The 23,145-nt window shown below is 54.0% G+C and carries 11 protein-coding genes and 5 pseudogenes; 8 read left to right on the plus strand and 8 right to left on the minus strand.

Annotated elements, in window-relative coordinates:
* The 4 genes and pseudogenes from MU521_RS12540 to tnpA form a co-directional block, all read right to left on the minus strand.
* Positions 1–539, minus strand: a pseudogene (locus MU521_RS12540) (RNA-guided endonuclease TnpB family protein); the annotation flags it as partial.
* Between the two features lie 973 nt (positions 540–1,512).
* Complete coding sequence (gene csg, locus MU521_RS12545; RefSeq protein ID WP_092691400.1) at positions 1,513–4,437, minus strand: HVO_2072 family ArtA-dependent S-layer glycoprotein; 2,925 nt, start codon at positions 4,435–4,437, stop codon at positions 1,513–1,515.
* A gap of 382 nt (positions 4,438–4,819) precedes the next feature.
* Positions 4,820–6,139, minus strand: a pseudogene (locus MU521_RS12550) (RNA-guided endonuclease TnpB family protein).
* Positions 6,132–6,518 (minus strand): IS200/IS605 family transposase, encoded by a 387-nt coding sequence (gene tnpA, locus MU521_RS12555; protein ID WP_092691397.1) that lies wholly within the window; start codon positions 6,516–6,518, stop codon positions 6,132–6,134. The pseudogene MU521_RS12550 and the gene tnpA overlap by 8 nt, the downstream one beginning before the upstream one ends.
* Before the next feature lie 348 nt (positions 6,519–6,866).
* Here tnpA and MU521_RS12560 point away from each other — a divergent pair.
* Together MU521_RS12560 and MU521_RS12565 are read left to right on the plus strand one after the other, a co-directional pair.
* Positions 6,867–8,126: pseudogene (locus MU521_RS12560) on the plus strand (RNA-guided endonuclease InsQ/TnpB family protein).
* Positions 8,127–9,178: 1,052 nt separating this feature from the next.
* On the plus strand, positions 9,179–9,820 hold the full coding sequence (locus MU521_RS12565; protein WP_139171093.1) for a hypothetical protein: 642 nt from the start codon (positions 9,179–9,181) through the stop codon (positions 9,818–9,820).
* Between the two features lie 32 nt (positions 9,821–9,852).
* On the opposite strand, the gene MU521_RS12570 is transcribed toward MU521_RS12565, so the two are convergent.
* The 3 genes from MU521_RS12570 to MU521_RS12580 form a co-directional block, all read right to left on the minus strand.
* Positions 9,853–11,112: an RNA-guided endonuclease InsQ/TnpB family protein gene (locus MU521_RS12570; protein WP_092691396.1), complete on the minus strand. Its 1,260-nt coding sequence runs from the start codon at positions 11,110–11,112 to the stop codon at positions 9,853–9,855.
* A 3-nt stretch (positions 11,113–11,115) separates the two neighbouring features.
* Positions 11,116–11,256 carry a DUF2080 family transposase-associated protein gene (locus MU521_RS12575; protein WP_139171092.1) on the minus strand — a complete coding sequence of 47 codons (141 nt, stop codon included), beginning with the start codon at positions 11,254–11,256 and terminating at the stop codon, positions 11,116–11,118.
* Positions 11,257–11,449: 193 nt separating this feature from the next.
* A complete protein-coding gene (locus MU521_RS12580) occupies positions 11,450–13,045 on the minus strand; it encodes a P-loop NTPase family protein (protein WP_217630135.1) in 1,596 nt (531 codons plus the stop codon).
* 254 nt (positions 13,046–13,299) lie between these two features.
* On the opposite strand from MU521_RS12580, the gene MU521_RS12585 reads away from it, so the two are divergent.
* Entirely contained in the window at positions 13,300–14,100 is an 801-nt protein-coding gene (locus MU521_RS12585; RefSeq protein WP_139171090.1) for a DUF7537 family lipoprotein, read from the plus strand.
* Positions 14,101–14,277: 177 nt separating this feature from the next.
* Here the strand turns inward: MU521_RS12585 and MU521_RS12590 are convergent.
* Positions 14,278–15,588: pseudogene (locus tag MU521_RS12590) on the minus strand (RNA-guided endonuclease TnpB family protein).
* An 836-nt stretch (positions 15,589–16,424) separates the two neighbouring features.
* Here MU521_RS12590 and MU521_RS12595 point away from each other — a divergent pair.
* The 5 genes and pseudogenes from MU521_RS12595 to MU521_RS12615 all read left to right on the plus strand — a co-directional run bounded on the left by MU521_RS12595 (position 16,425) and on the right by MU521_RS12615 (position 23,117).
* Positions 16,425–16,565, plus strand: a complete 141-nt coding sequence (locus tag MU521_RS12595; RefSeq protein WP_139171089.1) for a DUF2080 family transposase-associated protein — start codon at positions 16,425–16,427, stop codon at positions 16,563–16,565.
* 4 nt (positions 16,566–16,569) lie between these two features.
* A pseudogene (locus tag MU521_RS12600) lies at positions 16,570–17,814 on the plus strand (RNA-guided endonuclease InsQ/TnpB family protein).
* Positions 17,815–18,366: 552 nt separating this feature from the next.
* Positions 18,367–20,028: a COG1361 S-layer family protein gene (locus tag MU521_RS12605; protein WP_217630133.1), complete on the plus strand. Its 1,662-nt coding sequence runs from the start codon at positions 18,367–18,369 to the stop codon at positions 20,026–20,028.
* Positions 20,029–20,055: 27 nt separating this feature from the next.
* On the plus strand, positions 20,056–22,515 hold the full coding sequence (locus MU521_RS12610) for an efflux RND transporter permease subunit (protein ID WP_092691390.1): 2,460 nt from the start codon (positions 20,056–20,058) through the stop codon (positions 22,513–22,515).
* On the plus strand, positions 22,512–23,117 hold the full coding sequence (locus MU521_RS12615) for a TetR/AcrR family transcriptional regulator (protein WP_092691388.1): 606 nt from the start codon (positions 22,512–22,514) through the stop codon (positions 23,115–23,117). The genes MU521_RS12610 and MU521_RS12615 overlap by 4 nt, the downstream gene beginning before the upstream one ends.
* Positions 23,118–23,145 lie beyond the last annotated feature (28 nt).

Genomic DNA, 23,145 nt, shown 5'->3' on the forward strand with positions numbered 1-23,145 from the left:
TCGGACTCCACGTCCCGCTTGCAGTGGACGTGAAGCACCCAGTCGCCGTCGTGATAGTGCAGTTCCGCACCCGTTGTTTCATACTTGTCTGAAAAGAGGTACTCCGAGTGCGGCGTGTCGCTATCCTCGTCGGGCAGTACGTAATCGGCTTCGATGCGACCGTCTGTGGTAGCGAGGCTCACGTAGTCGTCGTGGAACGTCGCGGTGCGGTGGTCGTAGACGACGTGTGAGCTGGTGAACATGGGTTTGGACGCTTTCTTGCCTTGCTTCCAGCGTTCAACGACGCTCTTACAGGCTTCAGCGGCCTTGTTCCGAGCGGCTTGCACCAGTCCACCGTTGAAGCCGTCCGTGGCTTCTCGCACATCGTCGTAGGTCTCGTCATCCAGCGTGGTCTTGCTGGTGGTGACGTACTCGCCTTGGAAAGCGTGGTCTACGACGTACTGAGCGCACCAGAGGAAGGTGTCTACGGTGTCTTCGAGGAGTGCGGCGTCGTCACTGTCTACATCGAGCGCAACGGGGACAGTACGCCGCACCTCCATATCTTATATGTAGCACGGGTAATTCTTAAACATTTGGGAGTCGGCCTGCTACTGGAGCGTGGTTTGATTCCCAGTTGTCGGCTTCATTCCACGGCTAAAGCCGTGGGTTTTCGCCTCGTGTTTTCTATAATGCTGAGTCGCCGTCATTGTGCCCCCATGTCGCTCTCTCGTCGCCCTTTTCGATACCGTACCGTGGTTGTCGCGCCACTTAGCAGAGAGTGTGCCGCAGTGGGCTCCTCTGAGATCGGGCTGGCATGACGACAGCGCCACTGCGTAACCAACACGACCACTGACGACGACCCGTCTGATGGGTCCCAGAGTGACGCCGATGGCTGGCAGACGCGCCGGCTCTTCGAGACGCCCGGTGATACCCGGAATAGTGGCTGCGCGTGTGGGCGACGTAGATCTACACGGAGTGGAGACGCAGCTGGTGCAAGCGTATACGCGAGCGTTCGAACCTACAATGTGGTATGTTTACACAGGCCGATAGGAACGGGACGCCGAGGCCTCACCGGCACAGGCCAACTGCCTGCAAGCGCGAGGCACAATTAGAGCCAAGTCGCAAGTGCAACAGGTCCACACCGGTATATATCCACGCACAGGCAGGTGCCAACGCTTATCAGCATCAACTACATTGACTTAGATGGCCAACCTGAGGGTCGACAGCAGTGTCGGCCCTGTTCTGTCTTTCCTCTTGCTGAGCGCCAGCACTCGCGACAGGCGTGTCCAGCTACACGCGATCGCCACGAGTCGCTGTACTCGCGTACTGGGTCGGAATTGTCATTCCTGTCCACGCACCGCACTCACGGTTCGGCCTGTCCGCCCAGCAACAGCTCTGTCAGGTGTGCCTACGCCCACTGCCAGCGCCTCCGACAGCCTCAGCTGCCGCTACTGATGTAGTACGTCGGAGCAGTCGCTCGTGGGCAAGCGATCGAAAAAAAGCGTCAGTTAGGGCCGGAAGGAGTTCCGGTAGTTAGTCGCGGCGGCGGACTGCCAGCAGCGCAGCGGCGACCAGCGCGACAAGGGCGAGGGCGGCCGTGAAGCCGGGCCCGTCTGCGGTGGTCGTCTGCTCTTCGGTGTCCGCAGGCGCGTCCGTGGTTTCCACGGGTTCTTCCGTGGTGTCCATCGGCTCTTCCATGGTGTCGGTCGGCTCAGGCTCCGGCTCCGGCTCCGGCGTTGCCGTCTCGGTCGGCTCCGGTTCCGGTTCCGGTTCCGGTTCCATGAGTTGGTCGCCAGTCACCTGGAAGCTGCGGATGTCGGAGTTGTCACCGACACTCGCTTCGACCGTGTAGTTGCCCGGTTCGACACCTTCAGTGGGGATCTCGACGCTCCACTGGCCATCAGTACCCCACACGTCCGTCGACTCGATGTCGAAGGAACTCGAGCTGGGGCCTTCGATGACTTCCACCGTGATGGTGTTGTCGTCAGGCTGGCGGTTGGTCACACCCGAGACCGTCATCGTGTCGTTGGTCTCGACCGTGAACGCCTGCCCGGCTTCACCGGTCACGGAGTCAACGCTCACGCGGCCTTCCGTGAAGCGGAACTGGAAGACCTCGGAGATGTCGTCGCTGCCAGTGTCCTCAACAGTCTCACTGGCGACCGTGTCAATAACCTGCTGCTGGGTGAGCGACTGCGCGTTCAGCCCCTCTGCAAATGCGGGGAAACTGTTACGCGGGAATTCGCCGTCACCAGCCTGGCCGTCACGACCCGAGGAGAACACGGACATGACGACGTTGCCCTGGCTCAGTTCAGTGTCGACCTCATCGACTTCGGACAGCCCAAACTGACCCATGTCGATACCGGCGAAGCCAAGCTCGTCATAGATGTTGCCGCCGACATAGACACTCTCAGAGTCGAACGTACCGTCCGAATCGACACTGACAGTGGTCCGGTCGTAGGTGCCGCGCGGGCCGTAGAAGCTCACGCTGACAGAGTCTTGACCAGGTGCGGTCCCGTTGATCGTGATGCCGGTCCCAGCGTCTTCCGTCGCAACCTGGCCGTTGATGACGCTGACGTAGTCAACCGTCAGTTCAGTATCCGTCACGCGCAGTGAGGACTGCTGGCCAACGGCGCTACTAACCTCAGAGGAAGTCAGCGTCGCGTCAGCCGTTCCGTCATCGTCCGTGTCGACATCCTCGTCGTTGGCGTCCACCGCAGCGATCCGGTAGGTGCCGGGGATGCTGAGGACATCAGCGCCGTTGACACTGCTGAGGACGACATCTTCTTCCTCAAAGGTGTCGTCACCGTCAACGTTGTAGGTGTCCAGATACTCGAAGTCACCTTCGTCGCGAGCGTAGAGTGCGACCTCTTCGATACCCGGAGCGGTCGACCCATTGACAGTGACTTCAGAGCCAACGACGTAGGTCCCCTGCGGGTTGTCCAGGGTCACAGACCCTTCGTTAACCTCGAAGGAATCATCGTCGATTTCGTTCTGCTCTGCGACATCGATCGTACTCAGGTCGTCGCCGCTGTTGGCGACACCTGCGGCGTACACCGTGATATCGACGTCGGTCGTATCGAGTTCAGACGTGCTGATACTACCGACACCGACACCGTCGTCAATCTCGACCAGCGCGACGGCCTGCTCGTCGTCGGACGTACCGGTGTCAAGCGTGTCGCCGACGTTCCGGAAGACACTCGCGGCGTCGCCAGTGATGTCGCCGCCCTCGATGGCGACAAGGTGGGTCTCACCTTCGGCGGAGTTGCCGATCTCGAACTGGACGTTCTCACCGCGGGTGACGGAGTCGGCCTGTGCTTCGATGGAGGCTTCCTCGCCAGTCGTGACGTCGAACGTCACACTCTGGGTAGCCTCACCGAAGTCAAGGTCTTCGTCACCTTCGACAGTCACGGTGTATTCCTCGTTGTCGAGGGCGTCCTCATCCAGTGAGAAGGTGAGTTCACCGTTATTCGAACGAACCGGATCGTTCGCAGGGTTTTCCAGCACTTCGTCGGTCACTTCCAGACCCGAGGAGTCCTCAACAGTAACATCTAGACGCTCAGCATTCTGGAAGTTATATTCGGCGTCGATTGTCAGTTCGGTCTGATCGTCGACGTTGACCGCACCACCAGCGATGTCATCACCGTTCTGGTTGGTGACTTCAAGAGTCGTGACGCGCGGAGTCTGAACAGTGACCGTGTCACCGCCGGTTCCGATCTGGTAACTACCGGTCGGCTGATCGGTGGGGACAGGGAACACCAACGGCTCGCCTTCAGCACTACCGCCAGTCCGTTCGTAGGAGCTAACAGTGTTGGAGGCGAACTGGATGTCTTCCTCGCCCTGGAAGATGGTCTGGCCGTTGTCACCGATGGTCCCGCTGCTGTCAGCAATATCGTAGGTACCAGGACCAGCACCACGGTCGATGTTCGGACCCTGAATGTCGAGCGTCAGGGTTCTCGAGATGTCCGATACGCCTGCGTCATTGTAGTCAACACCAACTGACACAGAGGTCGGACTTGACGGCGAGGGGAAATCAACCGTGATCTGACCACTGATGACCAGATTATGGGTTTGAGTGTTTGTGCTATCCCCAGGGCTCAGACTAACCGTCAGCGTGGAGGTGCCCACACCGGTCACGGAGTCTGGGGTGATCGTTTCTCCAGATGTGGCGTTGACAATGTTGACCGTATTGGGGCCAGCATTGTCGAAGATTGCACTTCCGGGTAGTGAAACCTTGAAAGTGTCAGTCGCGCCATCAGTCTGGACACTGTCTGCATTTAGTTGATAGTCATGCGTTACAGTCGCATCCGAGTTAACGTTCGTTGGGTTGAGCGAAAACGAACTACTCGAATTCGCTGCCGCAGTCGCTGTCCCAGCGAACGCGACGGTCCCAGCGAAGACGCTGGTTACCATCAGCGCAGTCAGGAACAGACTGCGAAGCTTCGTTTTTGTGCTTGTCATAATTTATGTTGTGTTGCGTTTCGGGCGGTGTCACCGACTTTCTGCCCCGAGTCCACGATTGGACACGAGTTCTATACTCGTTGGTGTCACCGGTGGGTAGGGGTACAGTCGTGTCAAACGCCGGGTGTGGTAAATACTTTGTGTGTTAGACGGGCGTGTGAGAGCCTCTCGAAAGGATCCAGGTAATCGGCTAGTCCTGTCGTGCGCGCGTGTGAAGTGTTAGGGAGCTGAGCTGCTTTCGGAATGCCTCAATATCCTGTATCATCGAAAGGAATGGTACTGGCAAGCGGTGATTCTCAATCTGCATTGACCTCCTCCACGGCCTAAACGCCGTGGAATCCCGCCATGGGATTTCGGGCCAGGCTACTGGCCCTTCGAGGTTTCAAGACGTATGCGTTCCACTCGTCGCCGGGCGGGTTTCGCCCTCGGAGTGGCTGTCTTGTGGCCCGGTCAAAGAGGTCGTTCGAAAGGCGCTGCGCGCCTTTCGTGATGATGAGAGAGCTCCGCTCTCTCGAACCACCCCATCCGTAGCCGAGTCATCGCCAGCCGTCTTCTGAGCGGAATCCTGATCGGTTTGGGGCTGGCTCTCTCCGCTACGGTGGCGGTCTGCGATGTTGAGCGCGGCATTTAGGTCCGCCTGATACTCTCCGACCCAACACTCGTCGTTCGTGCATCGGAACGTCGCCTGCTGTGGCCGTGTCCCTGTCTCGCCACAGACGTGGCACTCTCTGGACGTGTTCCGGGGATTCACCGTTGCGACGGGAATCCCGGCTTCTTCGGCCTTGTACCGGATTTGTGCGTGGAGTTTGGCGAACGCCCACCCGTGCAGTCGGCGGTTCATGAACGCGTCGTAGTCCAAGTTCTCGCGGATGTACCGGAGATTCTCCAGTACCAGCACGGGATTATCGACCTGTTGAGCGCGTTCGGCCACCTGCCGCGAGACACGGTAGATGATGTGGTCGATGCGCTCCCAGAGACTGTCACCGTACTCCTCCGCAATCCGTTCGCTCTCGCGCCGCTGGAGGCGGTGGGTGGCCGAGAAGTACGTCTTGCGGAGGTGCCGTACCTGCGATGCCTCGTCGCTGTAGATGTCGGGAGCGGTCGGGGTGCCGCGCTCGTCACGGTGACACACCGTAGCCAAGGCAGCATCCCCGATGTCCACCCCGACCGGCGTCCGGTCTGTAGGGTCGGACGCCGACCGCTTCTCGAGATCGCGGGTCGCGGTGACGTGCAGATACCACTTGCCGTCGCGTTCCAGTAGCCGACACTCACCCATCTCGGCGTCACCCGCGTGCAACGCTTCCAGCCACGGGCGTTGCTCGGGGTTTACGCCGGTGGGGATCCAGAGGTGGTAATCGTCGTGGTGCGGGATTTTGACGTACCACTCGTAGTGGTTCTGCGGTTGGTGGTCGAGCTGGACGCCCTCGTTGGTGAACTTCACAGGGTGGTCGTTGTGAAGTTCGTCGGTGTTGTAGCTGCCGCCACAGAGCTGTGGAACGTACTACTTGAGGGCGTTTTTCGCGTACCCGGAGAGTTCGTACTCGACCACCACGTCGTTGGCGGCGGACTGCGTGGTGCAGTCCGCGTCGAAGGCGGCCTGAAGCGCCTGCTGGTAGGCGTCTCTCGTCTCGCGGAGCTTGCGCTCCTTGTGCGTATTGGGGTTGACGAGGTGCAACTCCAACGTTTTGGTGAGTTCAAGCATATTCCTCTTGGTTCTGGATGTACTGTTCGACGGTTTCTTGCGAGACGTGTGCCGCCGTGCTCGCGTAATAGCCGCGTGCCCACTGGATTTTCTCGCCGTCGTGGTCGGCGTGACGGTGGTTGTATTTCCGCGAACTGATGCCCTTGAACCAGTTGGCGAGCAGGGCAGGACTGTGCTTTGGCGGGCTGCTCACGAACAGGTGAACGTGGTCCGGCTGGATGGCGAGGTCTTGGGTGTCAAGTCCTTTGTCGTCGGCTATCTCGTGGATGATGGATTCCACACGGTCTGCGACCTCTCCCGCGAGTACCGATTGCCGGTACTTCGGTATCCACACTATGTGGTAATTGAGGTTGTAGGTCGCGTGGCGTGTGGTCTTCATCCGTACTGCACACTATGTATCTCGGTGGACAAATATCTCGGGTAGACGGTGGGAAATCCGGGGCTGCAACAGAACGGTGGATTGGCACACTATGGTGCCCGCTTAACCCCCGCCTGAAGGCAGGGGTATGCGCTCGCTGTCTTTATGACCGTCACACAGAATGAGTTAATCACCCCACTGCGCACAACCAGAGATGGCTGTAGAATACTTATAGGCGGAACAGGCGCAATACCACGGCCTTCAGGCCGTGGATACGCGCCGTCACTCTACCACGCAGACTACCAGTTACACCACGGCTGGATATTCCACAGTGCTTAAACAAATCGACTTCATAACAACATATAGCGGATGCCAACAACACGCCGCACATACGTTTGCCGCATCCAAAACCACTCGCAAGTGGCTGGTGCGCTGGACAGACACGGCTGGTCGGCATCCAAACTCTGGAACGTCGCCAACTACTACGCCCGTCAGCAGTGGGATGAAACCGGGAAAATCCCCGATGAAGGCGAACTCAAACGCGAACTGAAAACCCACCCGAAATACAAAGGACTGCATAGCCAGTCCAGTCAGAAAGTTCTCGAAGAGTTTTCTGAAGCGTTCAGTTCGTGGTTCGGCTCCGATGACAACCGGGACAACCCACCGGGATACCGTAAAACCAACTACTACGATAGTGACGGCAACAGAGTCCACGAAGAACATCCGCGCTCGACGGTGACGTGGAAGAAAAAAGGTATTCGCCACGACACAAAACACGCCAGAATCCGTCTGAGCAAAGGCAAGAACCACAAAGACGGACGCGATTTCATCCTCTGCGAATACGAGACGCCGCCTGCTGTTGAACTGGAGAATATCCAATAGGTTCGTGCTGTCTACAACAGCGCCAAGAGTCGCTGGGAGTTGCACGTCGTCTGTGAGACCGAGATCGCCGCAGAGTTACCCGGCGAGAACACAGCTGGCGTCGATTTGGGCATCTGCAACCCCGCCGCCGTCGCCTTCTCCAACGACGCGTTGCTGTATCCGGGGAACACGTTGCGTGAAGACAAGCACTACTTCCAGCAAGAAGAGTACCAGACGGAGGGTGATCACGGCCCCAGTCAGAAAGCGCAGTGGGCGCGTGAAAAGCTGTCGCGGCGGAAAGACCACTTCCTGCACGCCCTCTCGAAAGACATCGTTGAACGGTGTGTCGAGCACAACGTCGGAACACTCGTTGTAGGCGACCCAAGCGGAGTAGACGAAGACAACTGGGGTAGACACGGCAACAAACGCCTCGATAATTGGGCGTACAAGCGGTTGATGAACATGTTGGACTACAAAGCTCGTGAGCGCGGTATCGAGGTAGAGATGCCGGATGAACGCGGGACATCATCCGCGTGTAGCGTATGCGGGCACGAGGATGACGACAATCGTGTTGAGCGTGGATTGTGGAAATGTGACCGGTGCGGAGTGGTCGCGCATGGCGACGTGAACGGAGCCGACAACATCAGGCAAAAAACGCTAAGCGTGACTCCCCCACTCAGGGATAGCGATAACGGCTGTTTGGCCCAGCCTCGTGTCATCCACTTCAGCCGGACTCGCGGATTCCAACCGCGAGCACCCGCCGGGTGACGCGCAAACCCTGATATCCCAACACTCGGGATTCCCCCGCGTTCACGCGGGGGAGGAGGTCAAGAGTTCCTGCACACTCTGCTGGCGACAGATCACAAACATCGATGTTAGCGCCGCAATTTTTTTATCGCTATCATCGGAGGGATAATTGTATGCAGCGACGTGCCCTCCTCGGAGCTCTCGTAGCTGCCCTCGGCTTGGCTGGCTGCTCGGGACGATCCACCGAAGGTCAACAAACTCGCCGCCAAACCGTACCAGAAGAGTCGAATTCAAGCCCTCATCAAACATCGAACACGGATACACCCCGCGAGTCACCAACGCAAATGCGCACATCGGAGACACCGACAACGAACACCAGCACACAAACTGAGACCGTGACAAGGACACGGACGCCTCACTCAGACCCGGTCAATCTCAGAATCGGTTACGAGGCTCATTTTCGTGATCATTTCGGTGGTGAGGCAGCACCGTCAGGAAAGCAATGGCTGATTATACGATACAAAGCGTATAATTCCGGCAGTAGTGGCGCTTCACTCGCACCAGCAGACTTTCACTGGATAGGAGATAATGAAACCGTTGATACACCAACGGGACCGGTACCGTATACGTTTCTTGGTCGAAGATCGTATACTACCTCAGACGCGATCTACCCAGATCAGTCGGTAATTCGTAGTATGACGTTTGCAGTTCCCCAATCAGCTACGAGTCAGCGACTTGACCTTGATTATGCACCACCAGCGACTATTGAAATGTATCCAACAAACTTACCAGACCAACGGAATTGTCAACTTGAGGAGTTTGACTGTAAGGGGCTTTGAGGAAAGCACAACACTCTCCTATCGAAGGAGTGTTCGATATCGCGGTTCAAGCTATTCAAAGGAGGACAATATTCAGTAGTAAAGGATTTGATCACGCATCAGTAAGTGTCTTCCAACGGGTTAATTGGAACCTCACGGATTGTTTCCATGTCCTGAAACACACATGATAAATAAACAATGAAGCGGCGCGAATATCTGCTCACCGCCAGTATAGCTATCGGTTCCGGTGGCTGTATGGAACACGATCCTGTTGCAACCCTTCATCCCCAGTCAAATACCGGTGCTGGGCCGACATATGCAAGCCTCGGAACTGAACGTCTGATTACTGCTGGATCACTCATTGGTGAAGTACCGTGGGCATACATAACAGTCTCAAATAATACCGATTTTGACCAAGGACAACTAGAACTTAGCATAAGCTTCTACGATAGTACCAACTCACTGCTTCAACAGCGCTCGCATTCGATCGCCATATTTCCAACAACAACAACTTGGACAATATACGACCCAGTTACAACCACCAACAGAGACACCGTAGCATCCGTTGAGGCTCGTATCAAACAAGCTGAAACTAATTTAAATATCACCACCCCAGACACTATCCAGGTTGAACAATCTGCGCTAACAGCCGATTCCGGAACAGGTGTTACCGTTACTGGCACAATCTCAACAGGAGACTACAGTGGTCAGCTCCAACTGATCGGCTTGGTCTATGATGCAGAGGACCGATTTAGAGGAACAGTTACGACGACATCCAATCGATTAGATGCCAACGAACAGTGGAACTTCAGCGCATCAAACCCCTCAATACGGACACCGTCGGACCAACCAGATCCAAACAGATGCGAACTACGAATAGATAGTATAACAAATTGAGTACTTTTTGCAGGTGCAATCGAAGAGGTGAACTACCCCTGCCTACTCGCCGCCTTCGGCGGCTCCTTGAGGCAGGGGCTTCCTGCTTCTACGACGCGCTTTGCAGGAACAACCGCAGTTCCCGTAGGGAGCGCAGTCTCCACAGGCGTTTCTTCGGAGTGACCCACTCCTAGTTCCGAAAGTCCGCGAGAAAGAATGTTCCACGCTGCGTTTGCGTCTCTATCTGCTTCGATGCCACAGGCCGGACAGGAGTGCTCCCGAACCCACAGCGGCTTGTCTGTTTTGACGCCACATGACGCACATTCCTTGGTCGTGTCTTCTGGGTCAACCTCCACGAAGTGTGCCCCTTCCCGCTTGCATTTGTATTCGAGCAGATCGGTGAAGGTGTTCCACGTAGCAGACGCGGTGTTGCGGCTGTTCCCCGCTGATTCCAGCATCCCTTTTACATCGAGGTCCTCGACGGCGACCAGTTCGTACTCCCGAGCGTAGTAGTTCGAGAGTTTGTGCAGGAAATCGCGCCGCTTGCGCTTGATTTGCTGATGGCACTCAGCAACACGCTGACGTTGCTTCTCCCAGTTGTTCGACCCATGTTTTTTGCGCGAGAGGTTTCGTTGCTCCCGTTTGAGTCTGTCGCGTTCGTCCGAAAGGTCAAGTGAGCCAGCTGCTGTGCCGTCAGTGTCGTGAACGTACTTCAGAATCCCCACGTCGATGCCAACCATGTCGTCGGCGTCAATCTCCGCCAGCGACGGTTTGGGCGGTTCCTCTTTATTGTCAACGGCAAAGGAGGCATACCACTCTCCGGTCGGCTCTTTCTTGAGCGTGACTTCCTTGACTGTTTCATCGTCGGGAATTTTCCGGTGGCACTCTATTGGAATATCCGCAAGTTTCGACAGCGAGAGTACAGTCTGACCGTTCTTCTTGTCGAACTCGAAGCCAGACTGGACATAGGTGAAACTGCGGAAGTCCCTAGGTGCCTTCCAGTTGAGACTCCCGACGTTGTAGCCCTTCTCTTTCAGTTCAGACAGGGCTTTGATGCTGTCCTCAATCCGCATGACAGCGGCCTGTGCAACCGTCGAATACAGGTCGTTCAACTCCTCCCACCAGTCTTTGAGGTCGGTAAGTTGATTGCGGACCTGTCGCACTCGTTGGTTGAGTGTTCCCGCCGATTCGGGAATCTCGGTGAATTCTCCAAGGGCGTGGTTGTAGAGTTGCCTACAGGTGTCTCGGTGGTAATCCAACAGCTCACGCTGTTCGGTGGTTGGCTTGAGCCGGAACCTGTAGGCGTAGTGCATTGGTTACTCGGTTGGGTCTGATGTTCGGACGATTTTCACGTCTGCGCCACGCCACCGTTTTGGGACGAGGACGTGTGCGCCGTTGCCGGTGGGTTTCACCTCGCCTTCGATGACTTCGTGGCCTTCAATTTCGTGTCTATCCATCACCAGTGTTTAAATATTGTTTCAACATAAATGTATCGGTTCGTGGGCCTGTGGGCCAGCAACAAGAAGGCGTCTGCAAGATGATGACAGCGCTGTATCCCCTCCCTACTGCCCTCCTTGTCCGCTTGCGCGGACTGCGGTGCTCGTTGAGGAAGGAGGATTAGCGCCTGCAATCTGCTAAATTGTTCTCTCATCAGTTGGCGAGCGTCCTCCGTGCAATAACATAGAGTACCACGGTGCAGAAGGCACTACCAAGAGTATACGGCAGGATAGATACGAAATACGAGATCAACGACTCAAAAATAGAGAGATTCTGTGTAGCTGTTGCCGTTCTAGTGGACACCTGTGTTGTCCTCTGCTGTTGTGTGGGCGTCAACGTTGGTGTACTGCCTTTCTTTTCAGTCGTCGTCGGTCGCGACTGGGGCGGTGTCATCACTGTCTCTGTCGGGACATTTGGTGTCGGTTGTGAGGTCTGCTGTGGATCCGGACGGGTAATTTGGTATCTTTGAATATGTTCTGTACCAGCCACATCCTGAACTCGCACTTGGACGGTAACTGGATACGAGTCAACGTAGAGGGATTCGTTAAATTCTAGACGACTGGTCGTTTCATCAGCCTGCAAAATAGCAATATCCGAGAGCGTTCCATCATCCAATCGTGCTTCGATCTCGGCATTGGAAAATTGCCCCTGGTCAATCGTACCCACAACTCTTGCAGTCTGGTCCCCGAGTCGTTGGGTAGCCTGCGTGTCGATAACGATATTGGGGGAGACAAAATCCGCATAAGAAATTGAATAATTTAGCGTTGCGTTATTTCCAACAAGGTCAGTTGCCCACAATGAAATGCCATTTCTGGCTAGTGAAGCAGGAATCTCAACAGTAGTGGTGTACTTTCTCTGTTGTTTATAGATATTGTTCTCAGAATAATATGAATGAAGGCCCGTGGTATTGCCGGACCCCAACTGACGACCGAACAAGGAAATCCCGACATTATCTGTCACCTGGATTTTGAGTGCAACTGCTGATTGTTTATGCAGTGGAGTTGTTTTTAAAATCTCTATATCCGGAGACTCTTGATCGGAGATATTCAGGACAAACGTATACTTGCGGTGGTTATCTTTCGCGTCGGTTGTTTCGACTGTGACATAATTCGTGCCATTCGTCTGGTTTTTTCGATTTGGACCAAGCGTTAGTTGCTGTGTGAATGATTTTCCAGGATCGTCGATAACGTATCGCGATCGTTCTGTCTGTTCCCCGTTGAATGTGTACTCATAGCGGTGTTTAATTACAACTCGTTGTACAGAACTTCGGTCGGTCAATTCTCCACTGAGCGTGATATTTGAGGTATTGAGAGTGTAGTTTTGCTCCGGTGGTTGCAGGCCTGTTGTAACGAATGGTTCCTCAAAATTGATCCGGGGTGCAATCGCGTCTTCAACGATGGTTGTCGAGTGAACTGTAGTTGTATTTCCGACTGCAATCACGGACACACGATGGCCACCATCGCGAAGATTCAGTGTAGTTGTTGTCGAGAATTTTGTATCGTTTGGAGAGTACGTTCGTTGAGTCCGGCCATCGATACGGACAAGAACCGATTCGAGAGCAGTTGTTGATCGAATTGAGATCCCCAGGCGGGGGTCTTCACCAGTGGTGATTCGTGATCCATTTTGTAGCACTCCACCATTCACAGTCACAGTAACATCTGTGTTAGAAGGAATCGCCGATTGAGTGGTGTCGTTCGATATCGTCGAATTGTTTTCGACGAGCATTGGTGTGCCACCGGCACTTCCCATACAGCTTAGAGCGAAACAGAGGAGAATAGTAGTCAGAGTTATACCGCTCAGAATACCCGTAATCTGTCTTCGACAGTTGTTTTCACCATTCAGTGACGAGTCAGCATCAGCCACATCTACCACTGATAGTCGACTTGGGAATATAAATCCATGTTTCAGTTCATCTGTGGACGAGATTCGTTGTGGCATCTCTCGGCTACGTGACTACAGGGCAAGTCACAACACTAATCTGGTACTTCGGTTATAGCGTAGTTATGGACAAACGTCTAGCCGCCCTCATTGGACTGTCCGTCCTTGTTGTTCTTGCTGGCTGTAATGGCGCAACGGGTCCACAGTCTCCATCGAGTACAACCACTGAGCCCGGAGAAAACGAGACAGACCAACCGGAAGTAGTCTATAATGGCGTCCAGTTGCCGGATGGAACAACAGCCACCCACATTAACGAAACGCAGGTCCTCACAGCGCAGCAATCGCTGTTAGCGAGTCAGGACTACCGTGTTGGGATCAATCTGACGCATGCTGCAGCTGGAGGGGTCGCTAATACGACTACCATCATCGCCAGTAACAGAAGTCATCAACAGCTATATCTCCGGAGTGATCTACCCGGTCGAACGCTGGAAGAGTATTATACAGCAAATCGATCACTTTCTCGGACTGAGATTGGAAACGAAACTTCCGTTCGCGAAAGTGAGGTAGATTCGTTTGAGGCGATTCATGAACGCGAAGCACAGCCCGGTAGTCTACTGACGGCGCTTCTGACTGCAGCGGAGTTTACTGCTGTTAATACGACAGCAATTGATGGCCACGATGCAATTGTGTATAATGTAACAGATGTCTCTGGGTCTAACTCTAGTCGTTTTCCGCCGGTAATCGAACGGTTCAATGGATCAATGACCATTGACGATCGCGGCCTCATTCGAGATATCTCACTTACAACATTAGGCGTCCGGAATGGGACAGTAGAAGCAATGTTCCAAGAGTATCGAACACTCAGGTATGGTGATGTTCGGGTCCAAGAGCCCGGCTGGGTCCAAAACCAGTCACAAGGAACCTAACAAAATTCGCGAAGAGAGAGAAAGTGCGTACACAAATTTTCTGTGGCTGTCGAATCTTCGGTGGGCGAATTAGTTGTTAAGTCGCGGTCCGCACAGCCAGTCTTGACCTCCTTCTCCGCGTGAACGCGGAGGAATCCCACCACGGGATTTCAGGCCGAGTGTAGCGGCCTGTTGGTTTCAAGACGCATACGTTCCACACGTCTCTTGCTGGGTTTCAGCATCGGCGTGGCTGTCTTGTGACCCGGTCAAAGAGGTCGTTCGGAAATCGGAGATTTCTGTGATCACGAGAATCTTCGATTCTCCGACAACCCCATCCGTAGCCGAGTCATCGTCACCGGCCTTCTGCCGGGAAGCCCGGTCGCTTCGGTCGTGACTCTCTCCACTACGGTAGCGGTCTGCAATGTTTATCGCCCCGTTCACGTCGGCTTGGTACTCACTGACCCAACAGTCGTCGTTCGAGCATCTGAACGTCGCCTGTCGTGGCCGGGAGCCATGTTCACCGCAGGCGTAGCACGCCGTCGACGTATTCCGGGGATTCACCGTTGCGACGGGAATCCCCTGCTCGGCGGCTTTGTAGCGAATCTGTGCGTGAAGGTTGGCAAAGCCCCACCCGTGCAACCGCCGATTCATGTACTCACCGTAGTCCATGTTCTCGCGGATGTACGTCAGGTCTTCCAGTACCAGTACCGGGTTCTCGATAGACTCAGCGTACTCAACGACTTCACGGGTCACACGGTGGAACACGTCGTTAATCTGGTCTCACAGCGCGTCACCGTAGGATTCTGCGATTCGCTTACTGCCGCGCTACTGAAGCCGTCGCTTGGCGGTGAAGTAGGTTTTGCGGAGTCGACGAACGGCTTTGCCGTCATCGGCCCACAGTTCGGGGCGAACAGGAGAGCCAGAGTCGTCGCGGTGACACACCGTGACGAGACTCGCTTCTCCAATGTCCACGCCGATGGGCGTCCGCTCGTCGGTGGACGCCGCAGATTTGTCCTCCACGTCGCGGGTCGCGGTGATGTGAAGATACCACATTCCGTCCCGCTCAAACAACCGACTTTCACCCATCTCGGCGTCGTCTGCGTACAGTGCTTCAAGCCACTCCCGCTGGTCGGGATTGGCCCGAGCCGGAATCCAGAGGTGGTAATCCTCGTGGTGCGGGATTTTGGCGTACCACTCGATCGCGTTCTGTGGCTGATGGTCGAGTTGCAGGCCTTCGTTGGTGAACCGTACCGGGTGGTTGTCGTGAGGCTCGTCGGCGTCGTAGCTGTTGTGGAGTTGTGGGACGTACTGCTTGAGGGCGTTTTTCGCGTAGCCGCTCAGGTCGTACTTGACAACCACGTCGTTGGCCGCTGACTGTGTGTCACAGCCAGCGGCGAAGGCGGCCTGAAGCGCCTGCTGGTACGCATCCCGTGTCTCGCGAAGCTTCTGTCGCTTGTGGACGGTCGGGTCCACAAGCTTCAGTTCGAGCGTTTTCGTGACCTCGCCCATCGTCGCCGTACTCCATCTGTGAGTTGTGAGAGACATATACCTGGGCCATCCAGGGTGAAAGTGAAACGGTGGGAAATCCGGCACTGCAATAGAACGGTGTATTGTCACACCCTGCTGTCCGCTCGACCCCGCCTGTTCGCTTCTCGGTTCCCACAGAGCGTCGGAACACCCGTCACTCACGGGAAGGCGGGGGGTATGCGCTCTTATCTCTATCAGCACACAAATCCCGAGCAGTACTGGTAGCCATCGCATGGCGGGCCCTGCCCCGAGGACGAGCATTAGGATACCGGCCACGTGGTTCTCAACGGAGACAGTACTGATTGCTCGGATCCCATGTGGAACCTCTTTGATCCGCTCACCGAGAAAGTCCAGTTCGTCGATCATGGACAGTACCTCAATCAGAGGGTACATTCGGTGCGATTTGACTGTCGTAGCAGCGGGGTAGCAGAGCGATTTCCCACATCGTCTTTGGCACAGTTATTAGGATATCCGAAATGAACGAGCGAGTAGATGTGGGGAGATTTAGTGTTAGGAAGCGGATTGGCAGTGATTGGGGTTGCCATCGGACTCATCTATACGGGCCCCGGAGTATGGTTGGGTGCCACTATGGTGGTTGCTGGTATCATTGTCATCCTGGGACCGATTTGGGCGGAGATTAGCTGAACGCAGGCGCTAAGCCCCCTCCCTCACGAAGCACCGCAGTCCGCGTCAGCGGACAAGGAGCGCAGTAGGGAGGGGATACAGCGCCGTCATCGACTCTCTCACACAGTCTTGTTGCTGGCCCATAGGCCCATGCACCGACACACTTATGTTTAAACCGTGTATACACTGTGGTGATGGATAGGCACGGAATCGAAGGCCACGAAGTCATCGAAGGCGAAGTGAAAGCCACTGGCAACGGCGCACACGTCCTCGTCCCGAAACGGTGGCGTGGCGCAGACGTGAAAATCGTCCGAACCTCCGATCACGACGGCTAACACGATGAACTACAACTACAGGTATTGCCTCAAGCCGACCGATAGCCAGCGAGATACGCTGGACTACCACCGCGATACCTGTAGACAACTCTACAACCACGCCCTGTACCGCTTCAGCCAGATTCCAGAAGACGAAGGCACCGTCGAACAGCGGGTTCGAAAAATCCGTGACGAGCTTCCCGCCCTCAAAGACTGGTGAGACGCACTCACCGACGTGTACTCGAAAGTGCTTCAGCCCACTGTCATGCGGATTGCGAAAAACATCAACCGACTCGGCCAACTCAAAGAACAGGGTTACAACGTTGGGGAGCTTCGGTGGAAGTCACCTCGGGAGTTTCGCAGTTTCACCTACAACCAGTCTGGCTTCGAGTTCGACAAGAAGAGTGGTCAGACCGTGTTGTCACTCTCGAAACTCGCGGACATTCCCATCGAACTCCACCGACCACTACCCGACGATGCCACAGTCAAAGAAGTCACGCTCAAAAAAGAGAAAACCGGTGAGTGGTTCGCCATCTTCGGCATCGAGATGGACACAGAACAGCCAGCCAAGCCACCGCTGGAAGATATTGACACTGACGAGATGGTCGGCATCGACGTGGGCATCCTGAAATATGCCCACGACACAGACGGCACTGCGGTCGAATCACTCGACCTCTCGGAAGAACGCAACAGGCTCGGACGAGAGCAACGGAAGCTCTCCCGGAAAGCATACAACTCGAACAACTGGGAGAAGCAACGTCAGCGTGTCGCTGAGTGTCACCAACAAATCAAGCGCAAGCGGCGCGATTTCCTGCATAAACTCTCGAACTATTACGCTCGGGAGTACGAGCTGGTTGCCGTCGAAGATCTCGACGTGAAGGGGATGCTGGAATCGCCGCGCAACAGCCGCAACACGGCGTCGGCAGCATGGAATATCTTCACCGATATGCTCGAAACGAAGTGTGAGCGGGAAGGCACACACTTCGTGGAAGTTGACCCCGAAGGCACCACCAAAGAGTGCGCTCAGTGTGGCGTCGAAACCGAGAAGCCGCTGTGGGTGCGTGAGCACTCCTGTCCTGCCTGTGGCTTCGAGGCTGACAGAGACGCAAACGCAGCGTGGAACGTCCTTTCTCGCGGACTCATCAAACTAGGACTGGGTCACTCCAAAGGAACGCCTGTGGAGACTGCGGTTGTGTCTGCAAAGCGCGTCGTGGAGGCAGGAAGCCCCTGCCTCAAGGAGCCGCCGAAGACGGCGAGTAGGCAGGGGTAGTTCACTGATTGTGGACTAAGCGATCTCCCGAAGTTTCAAGCCAGGTATTTTGTGCGAGTATTACCGTGGGGAAAACAGTGTCGTACGCTCGGTCGATATCAGCCGAATGGGCTAGCCGATGAAAACGGGTGATCTGCCGGCACCCACAATCAGCCGCCGCTCTGGTTGAGAGTGCACTTGAGAAGCCAGCACGTAGCAGTGTTGCACCCACTGCAGGTCTATTACCCGAAGTCATAGTAACGGGCGTGATGCTTTTCAAGAATTTTGATATCAACCATAACCCCCTATTCAGTGTTCCGTCTTGGCCCGATTTCGCCGGTGGCTTCGATGTCAAACTGTTCAATGACGAGAGAAAATATAATTTAATATGTTTACCACTGAATCAATGAAAGTGCATCAAGATAACCAAAAGTATATCACTTTGAGATGCAGAGAAGAAACTGAATAAATGGTTAGTCACAATCCTGTGAGAGCAAAATCAGTCTGCAAACAAAATGTCGCAGACAATGCATTCTATAACAGAGTGCGCCCATCTACAGTGTTTAACAGCCAATGAGAAAGATCATAATTTCACTTGTAACGTTTTCTGTACTCATATCGACCGTCGGAATTGCGCCCACAGCCGGTGCTAATACCAACTCGAGTCCTCAGGAAGCCAGTGTAGCTCAGATTAGTCAATCTTCCGGACAAGTGATCGGTGAGCCCGATATTTCGATTAGTTCAACAGTCGAAGAATTTAGTCCAGGGACATCATCACAATTCCGACTATCGTTGACGAACCGGGGTGAAATCAAGCGTGCCGGCCCCTCACGATATCAAAACCGCGTCACTACTGCTCGGGGTGTCACTATCGAAATTAAAGATGGTAACACACCGTTTGATGTTTCAACTGGAACAGTTACAGCAGGAAACGTTCCAACAGGAACGGTCCAGACAGATCCGATCTCGATAACTGTACCTGAAAAAGTAGATCCCGGAACGTATACGATACCAGTCGAATACGAGTACGAGTACACCCGAATCGTCTCATACGACAGCTATGGCGCTGAATACAATGACTTCACTGAAAGCGTCAGTAGTTCCATTACGATTCGTGTCCGTAATCAGGCACAGTTCGAGGTCGTAGAGCAGGAGACGACAGCACAGATTGGCGACACAAGCGATATCAGTCTCACCTTAGAAAACACGGGGACCCGTCCTGCTAGTGACGCGAGTGTGAGTGCCTCTTCCCGGAGCGACGAACTCACCTTTGGGACTGGTTCGGGAAGTTCAACCGCATACGCCGGCAGTACATGGGAACCGAACGAACGCAAAACCGTGAATTACAGTGTTGCGCTCGCTGATGATGCAACACAACGAGCCTATACACTCGATCTGAACGTCGATTACACTGATACGGATGGAATTGGTCAGACCTCCCGCACATTGAAAGCGGGAGTGCCGACGGTCTCGGCACAGGAATTCGACGTCGAAAATGTTGAATCTACACTCCGTGTTGCCAGAGAAGGGCGGTTAGAAGCGACGATTGTAAACCAAGGACCCCAAACTATCAGTGCTCCTATTGCTACTCTTCGATCGAACAATCAGAACCTCAACATCAATAATCCAGAGTTTGCACTCCCCGATCTTGCGCCTGGGGAACAGGCACGCGTGAATTACACGGTTGATGTGAGCAGTGCAGCCGATGCTGCTGTCCAGCAATTCAATTTCGAGATTGCATACGACAACCAAAACGGTGAGCGGCGGACGAGTAACCTAATCCTAGCAAACGCCCGTATTAAGCAGCAGCAAGACCAATTCATTGTCGAACCCGTCAACCAGACAGCAATAGCTGGAAAAGAAACCACTCTGGAACTCAGGGTGACCAACAATGGCGAGAAGCCTCTGCGTAGTATCGAAGGGAAAGCGTTCCTTGATGATCCACTGAGCAGTAGTGATGATGAAGTGTTCATTGATCGGTTAGGGCCTGGAGAAACCACAAATGTTTCAGTTGCGCTCAGTGTTGGTAGCGGAGCTCTCGAAAAAACCTATCCGTTCTCGATTGACTTCCAGTATGAAATGCCAGATGGCGATACCGAAGTCTCGAAAACGTACAACGTCCCGATCCAGGTTGAGCAAATCGAAGAGGACGGAGGGCTTCCACTCCCACTGATTGGCGGCGTTGCTGTTCTTGTCTTCGGTGCTGGTATTGTTTGGTATGCGCGGCGGGAGTAGAATCAAATAAACTCCATCATAGAATATATGATTGATTATCAGAAATATATTGAAATAATCGACGACTGGATCGTCAATCGCGATACCACAGTCGTTGGTATCTTCCTGATTGTGACGCTGCTGCTCTCGGGAGGCCTCGGGATGACGGCTACTGATTCGGGAACGTCACAATTCACGGAGAATGTTCCAGCACAAGAAGCATTCGATAACGTGAATGATAATTTTGAGCGGCAGCCCTTCGAACGTGGGACTGGGAGTACAACCCTCATACATAGGAGTAGCAATGTCCTCTCGAAGTCCTCTATTCTCGAAATGCTACGGGCCCAGCACCGGCTCAAAGAAGATGACTCTCAGGACGTTGTCGGAACGAACAGTGTTGCACAGTCAGTTGCGCTAACCGTTGATCCAAACGCCACAACGTTATCTGCTCAAATCGACGCAGTTGAATCTGCTCCGGCATCAGTGGTGAAACAAGCAGCCCAGCAGACACTCGAAGAGCGGCCGAGTATCGCTGGATTGCTTAGTAAGGATCTCAATCGACGAGAACCCTCCGCATCAGCAACTATTGCGACCGTTAGTCACCGCGTTGGGGGGACTTCTGATTCTGCAGGTACACAGGGAACATCACCACTAACACCGATTCAGCAAGAGGCTGTATTCATTGTTGGATCAACAGGCGCTGATATTACGGTCTTTGGCAGTGGGTTGATTTCTGCCGAACTGCAGAGTGTCATCAGTGACTCACTGATTCTCGTAATTCCTGCCGCTGTAATTCTCATTCTGTTTTTCCTGATCGTCTCCTATCGCGACCCATTTGATCTGTTGATCGGATTGATATGTCTTGGAATGACGATACTGTGGACATTTGGGTTCATGGGCTGGGCAGGAATCCCATTTACTCAGATGTTGATCGCCGTTCCACCGCTTTTGCTTGCAGTGGGTATTGACTTTGGAATCCATGCCGTCAATCGCTACCGCGAAGAACGCGTTCAGGGAACAGAAGTCTCGACATCCATGCGCTTGACGACTGACCAGCTTCTCCCGGCTTTCTTCATCGTAACCGGGACGACGGTCCTCGGATTCGCTGCCAATGGTGCGAGCGATCTCGCCCCGATCCGTGATTTTGGACTGGTCGCTGCGGTTGGTATCGTCTTTACATTCTTGATCTTTGGTATTTTCCTGCCGTCGCTGAAACACTTTATCGACCGCAAACGCGAGAAATACAACCTGCCGACATTCAGTATCGCACCGATCGGGTCTGAAGATTCGGCCGTCGGACGTGTCTTGACTGTTGGTGTGGGTATTGCTCGGCGAACCCCACATACGTTCTTCGTTATTGTGTTGCTCTCGACAGCCGTGATGGGTGCCTACGGAACAGGCGTCGATACCCGCTTCACCACGGAAGACTTCCTACCACCAGAAGAGAATCCCGAATACTTCGAGGAGTTACCAGCATCACTCGCACCTGGCGAGTACACTGTGACAGATACAATAAACTTCTTGGAAGAGAACTTCGAGAGCAGTGAATCGGATTCTGTCACAATATATATGGAAGGTCCGATGCAGCGAGACTACGCATTAGAATCCATATACAAAGCAAACCAAAACCCACCGGATTCCTTCGTGAGTAATGGCCGACGCGCCAGCGCCACAAGCATTCTGGGTGTCATTAACCAGTACGAACGACAGTCGCCGAAATTCCGACAACTCGTTCAGGCGAACGACATTGATAACAATGGAATCCCGGACAAGAATTTGCCAGCGATCTACGACGAACTCTATGCATCACCGTATGGAGACGAAGCTCGTTCGTATCTGACAGATGATTACTCGAAAGCCCGGATCGTGTATTCAGTCAAATCCGATGCGTCACAGGCAGAAGTCACCGCGGATACACGAGAGCTAGCAAACGATATGCGGTTTGAAGCAACAGCAACTGGCAGCGTGGTTGTTCTGAAGGCAGTCTCAGATGTCATTGCTGAATCCGCGTATATCAGCTTGGCGCTGGCGATACTCGCTTCGGCTGTCTTCCTCGTAATCGCCTATTGGATCATAGAACAGCGGCCTAGCCTCGGGATTGCAAATCTAGTGCCGATTCTTGTCACTATTGCAGCACTGGCAGCTACAATGCGGTACCTCGATATTCCATTCAACGTGCTAACTGGAACGACACTGTCAATCGGTATCGGACTGGGTATTGACTACTCAGCACACCTCGTCCATCGATTCTCTGAGGAGTTCCGAGAATCGACAACTCTCTTTGAGGCCCTCTCAATTGCAGTAAGCGGGACTGGGGGAGCGCTAGCTGGAAGTATGCTCACAACAACTACGGGTACTGGTGTACTCGTACTCGCAATTACACCAATTCTCGGGCAATTCGGCCTTCTCATTGCCTTGAGTGTCCTGTACTCGTTTGTCGCTTCGGTCGTCATTCTGCCCACAACATTAGTGATGTGGGATGAGGCACGAGAGGTGAGTCCGATATGAATGACGACATTCCATTCGAGATTAAATCGACCGGGACAAAAGGACTCATTATAGAATCGGCCTATCGAGCGTTGTTAGAACATGGCTATGCTGATCTCACCATGCAACAAATTGGCGAGAAATTACCGAGAAGCACATCCATTATATACACATATTATGACGGGAAAGAGCATCTTCTCTTCGATCTGCTCCGACATCTGCTGCAATGGCTTGAGCCAAAAGAACCCGTTACAGATGCAGACCCACATGAGCAATTACTCTCACAGATTGATGGTTTGTTGAATCTCCCAAATAAAAAAGTGGATAGAAACGGACTGGTTACCATTGCTGTACTGCGGGCGAATACACAGCAGAACGTTCGCTTTCAGGAGGAGTTTGAGCGGATAGATTCGGTGTATAAAAGCCACTTTTCGACACTCATTGAGTTGGGAATCGAAAACGATCGATACTGTACGGTTGATCCAGAGACAGTCGCATCGTACCTCTATTCGACAATTCTGGGACAGATCGTGTTATCAGTCACAACTCACGAGAGTGGAGACGCTGCCAGTATTGAACACGAAATAAAGGAGTATATTCGGTCGCGGTTGCTTAGGAATTGAAGAGAACTACCAGTGATACCGTATATTT

This window comes from Halorientalis regularis (genome assembly GCF_023698535.1).
Classification (GTDB): domain Archaea; phylum Halobacteriota; class Halobacteria; order Halobacteriales; family Haloarculaceae; genus Halorientalis; species Halorientalis regularis.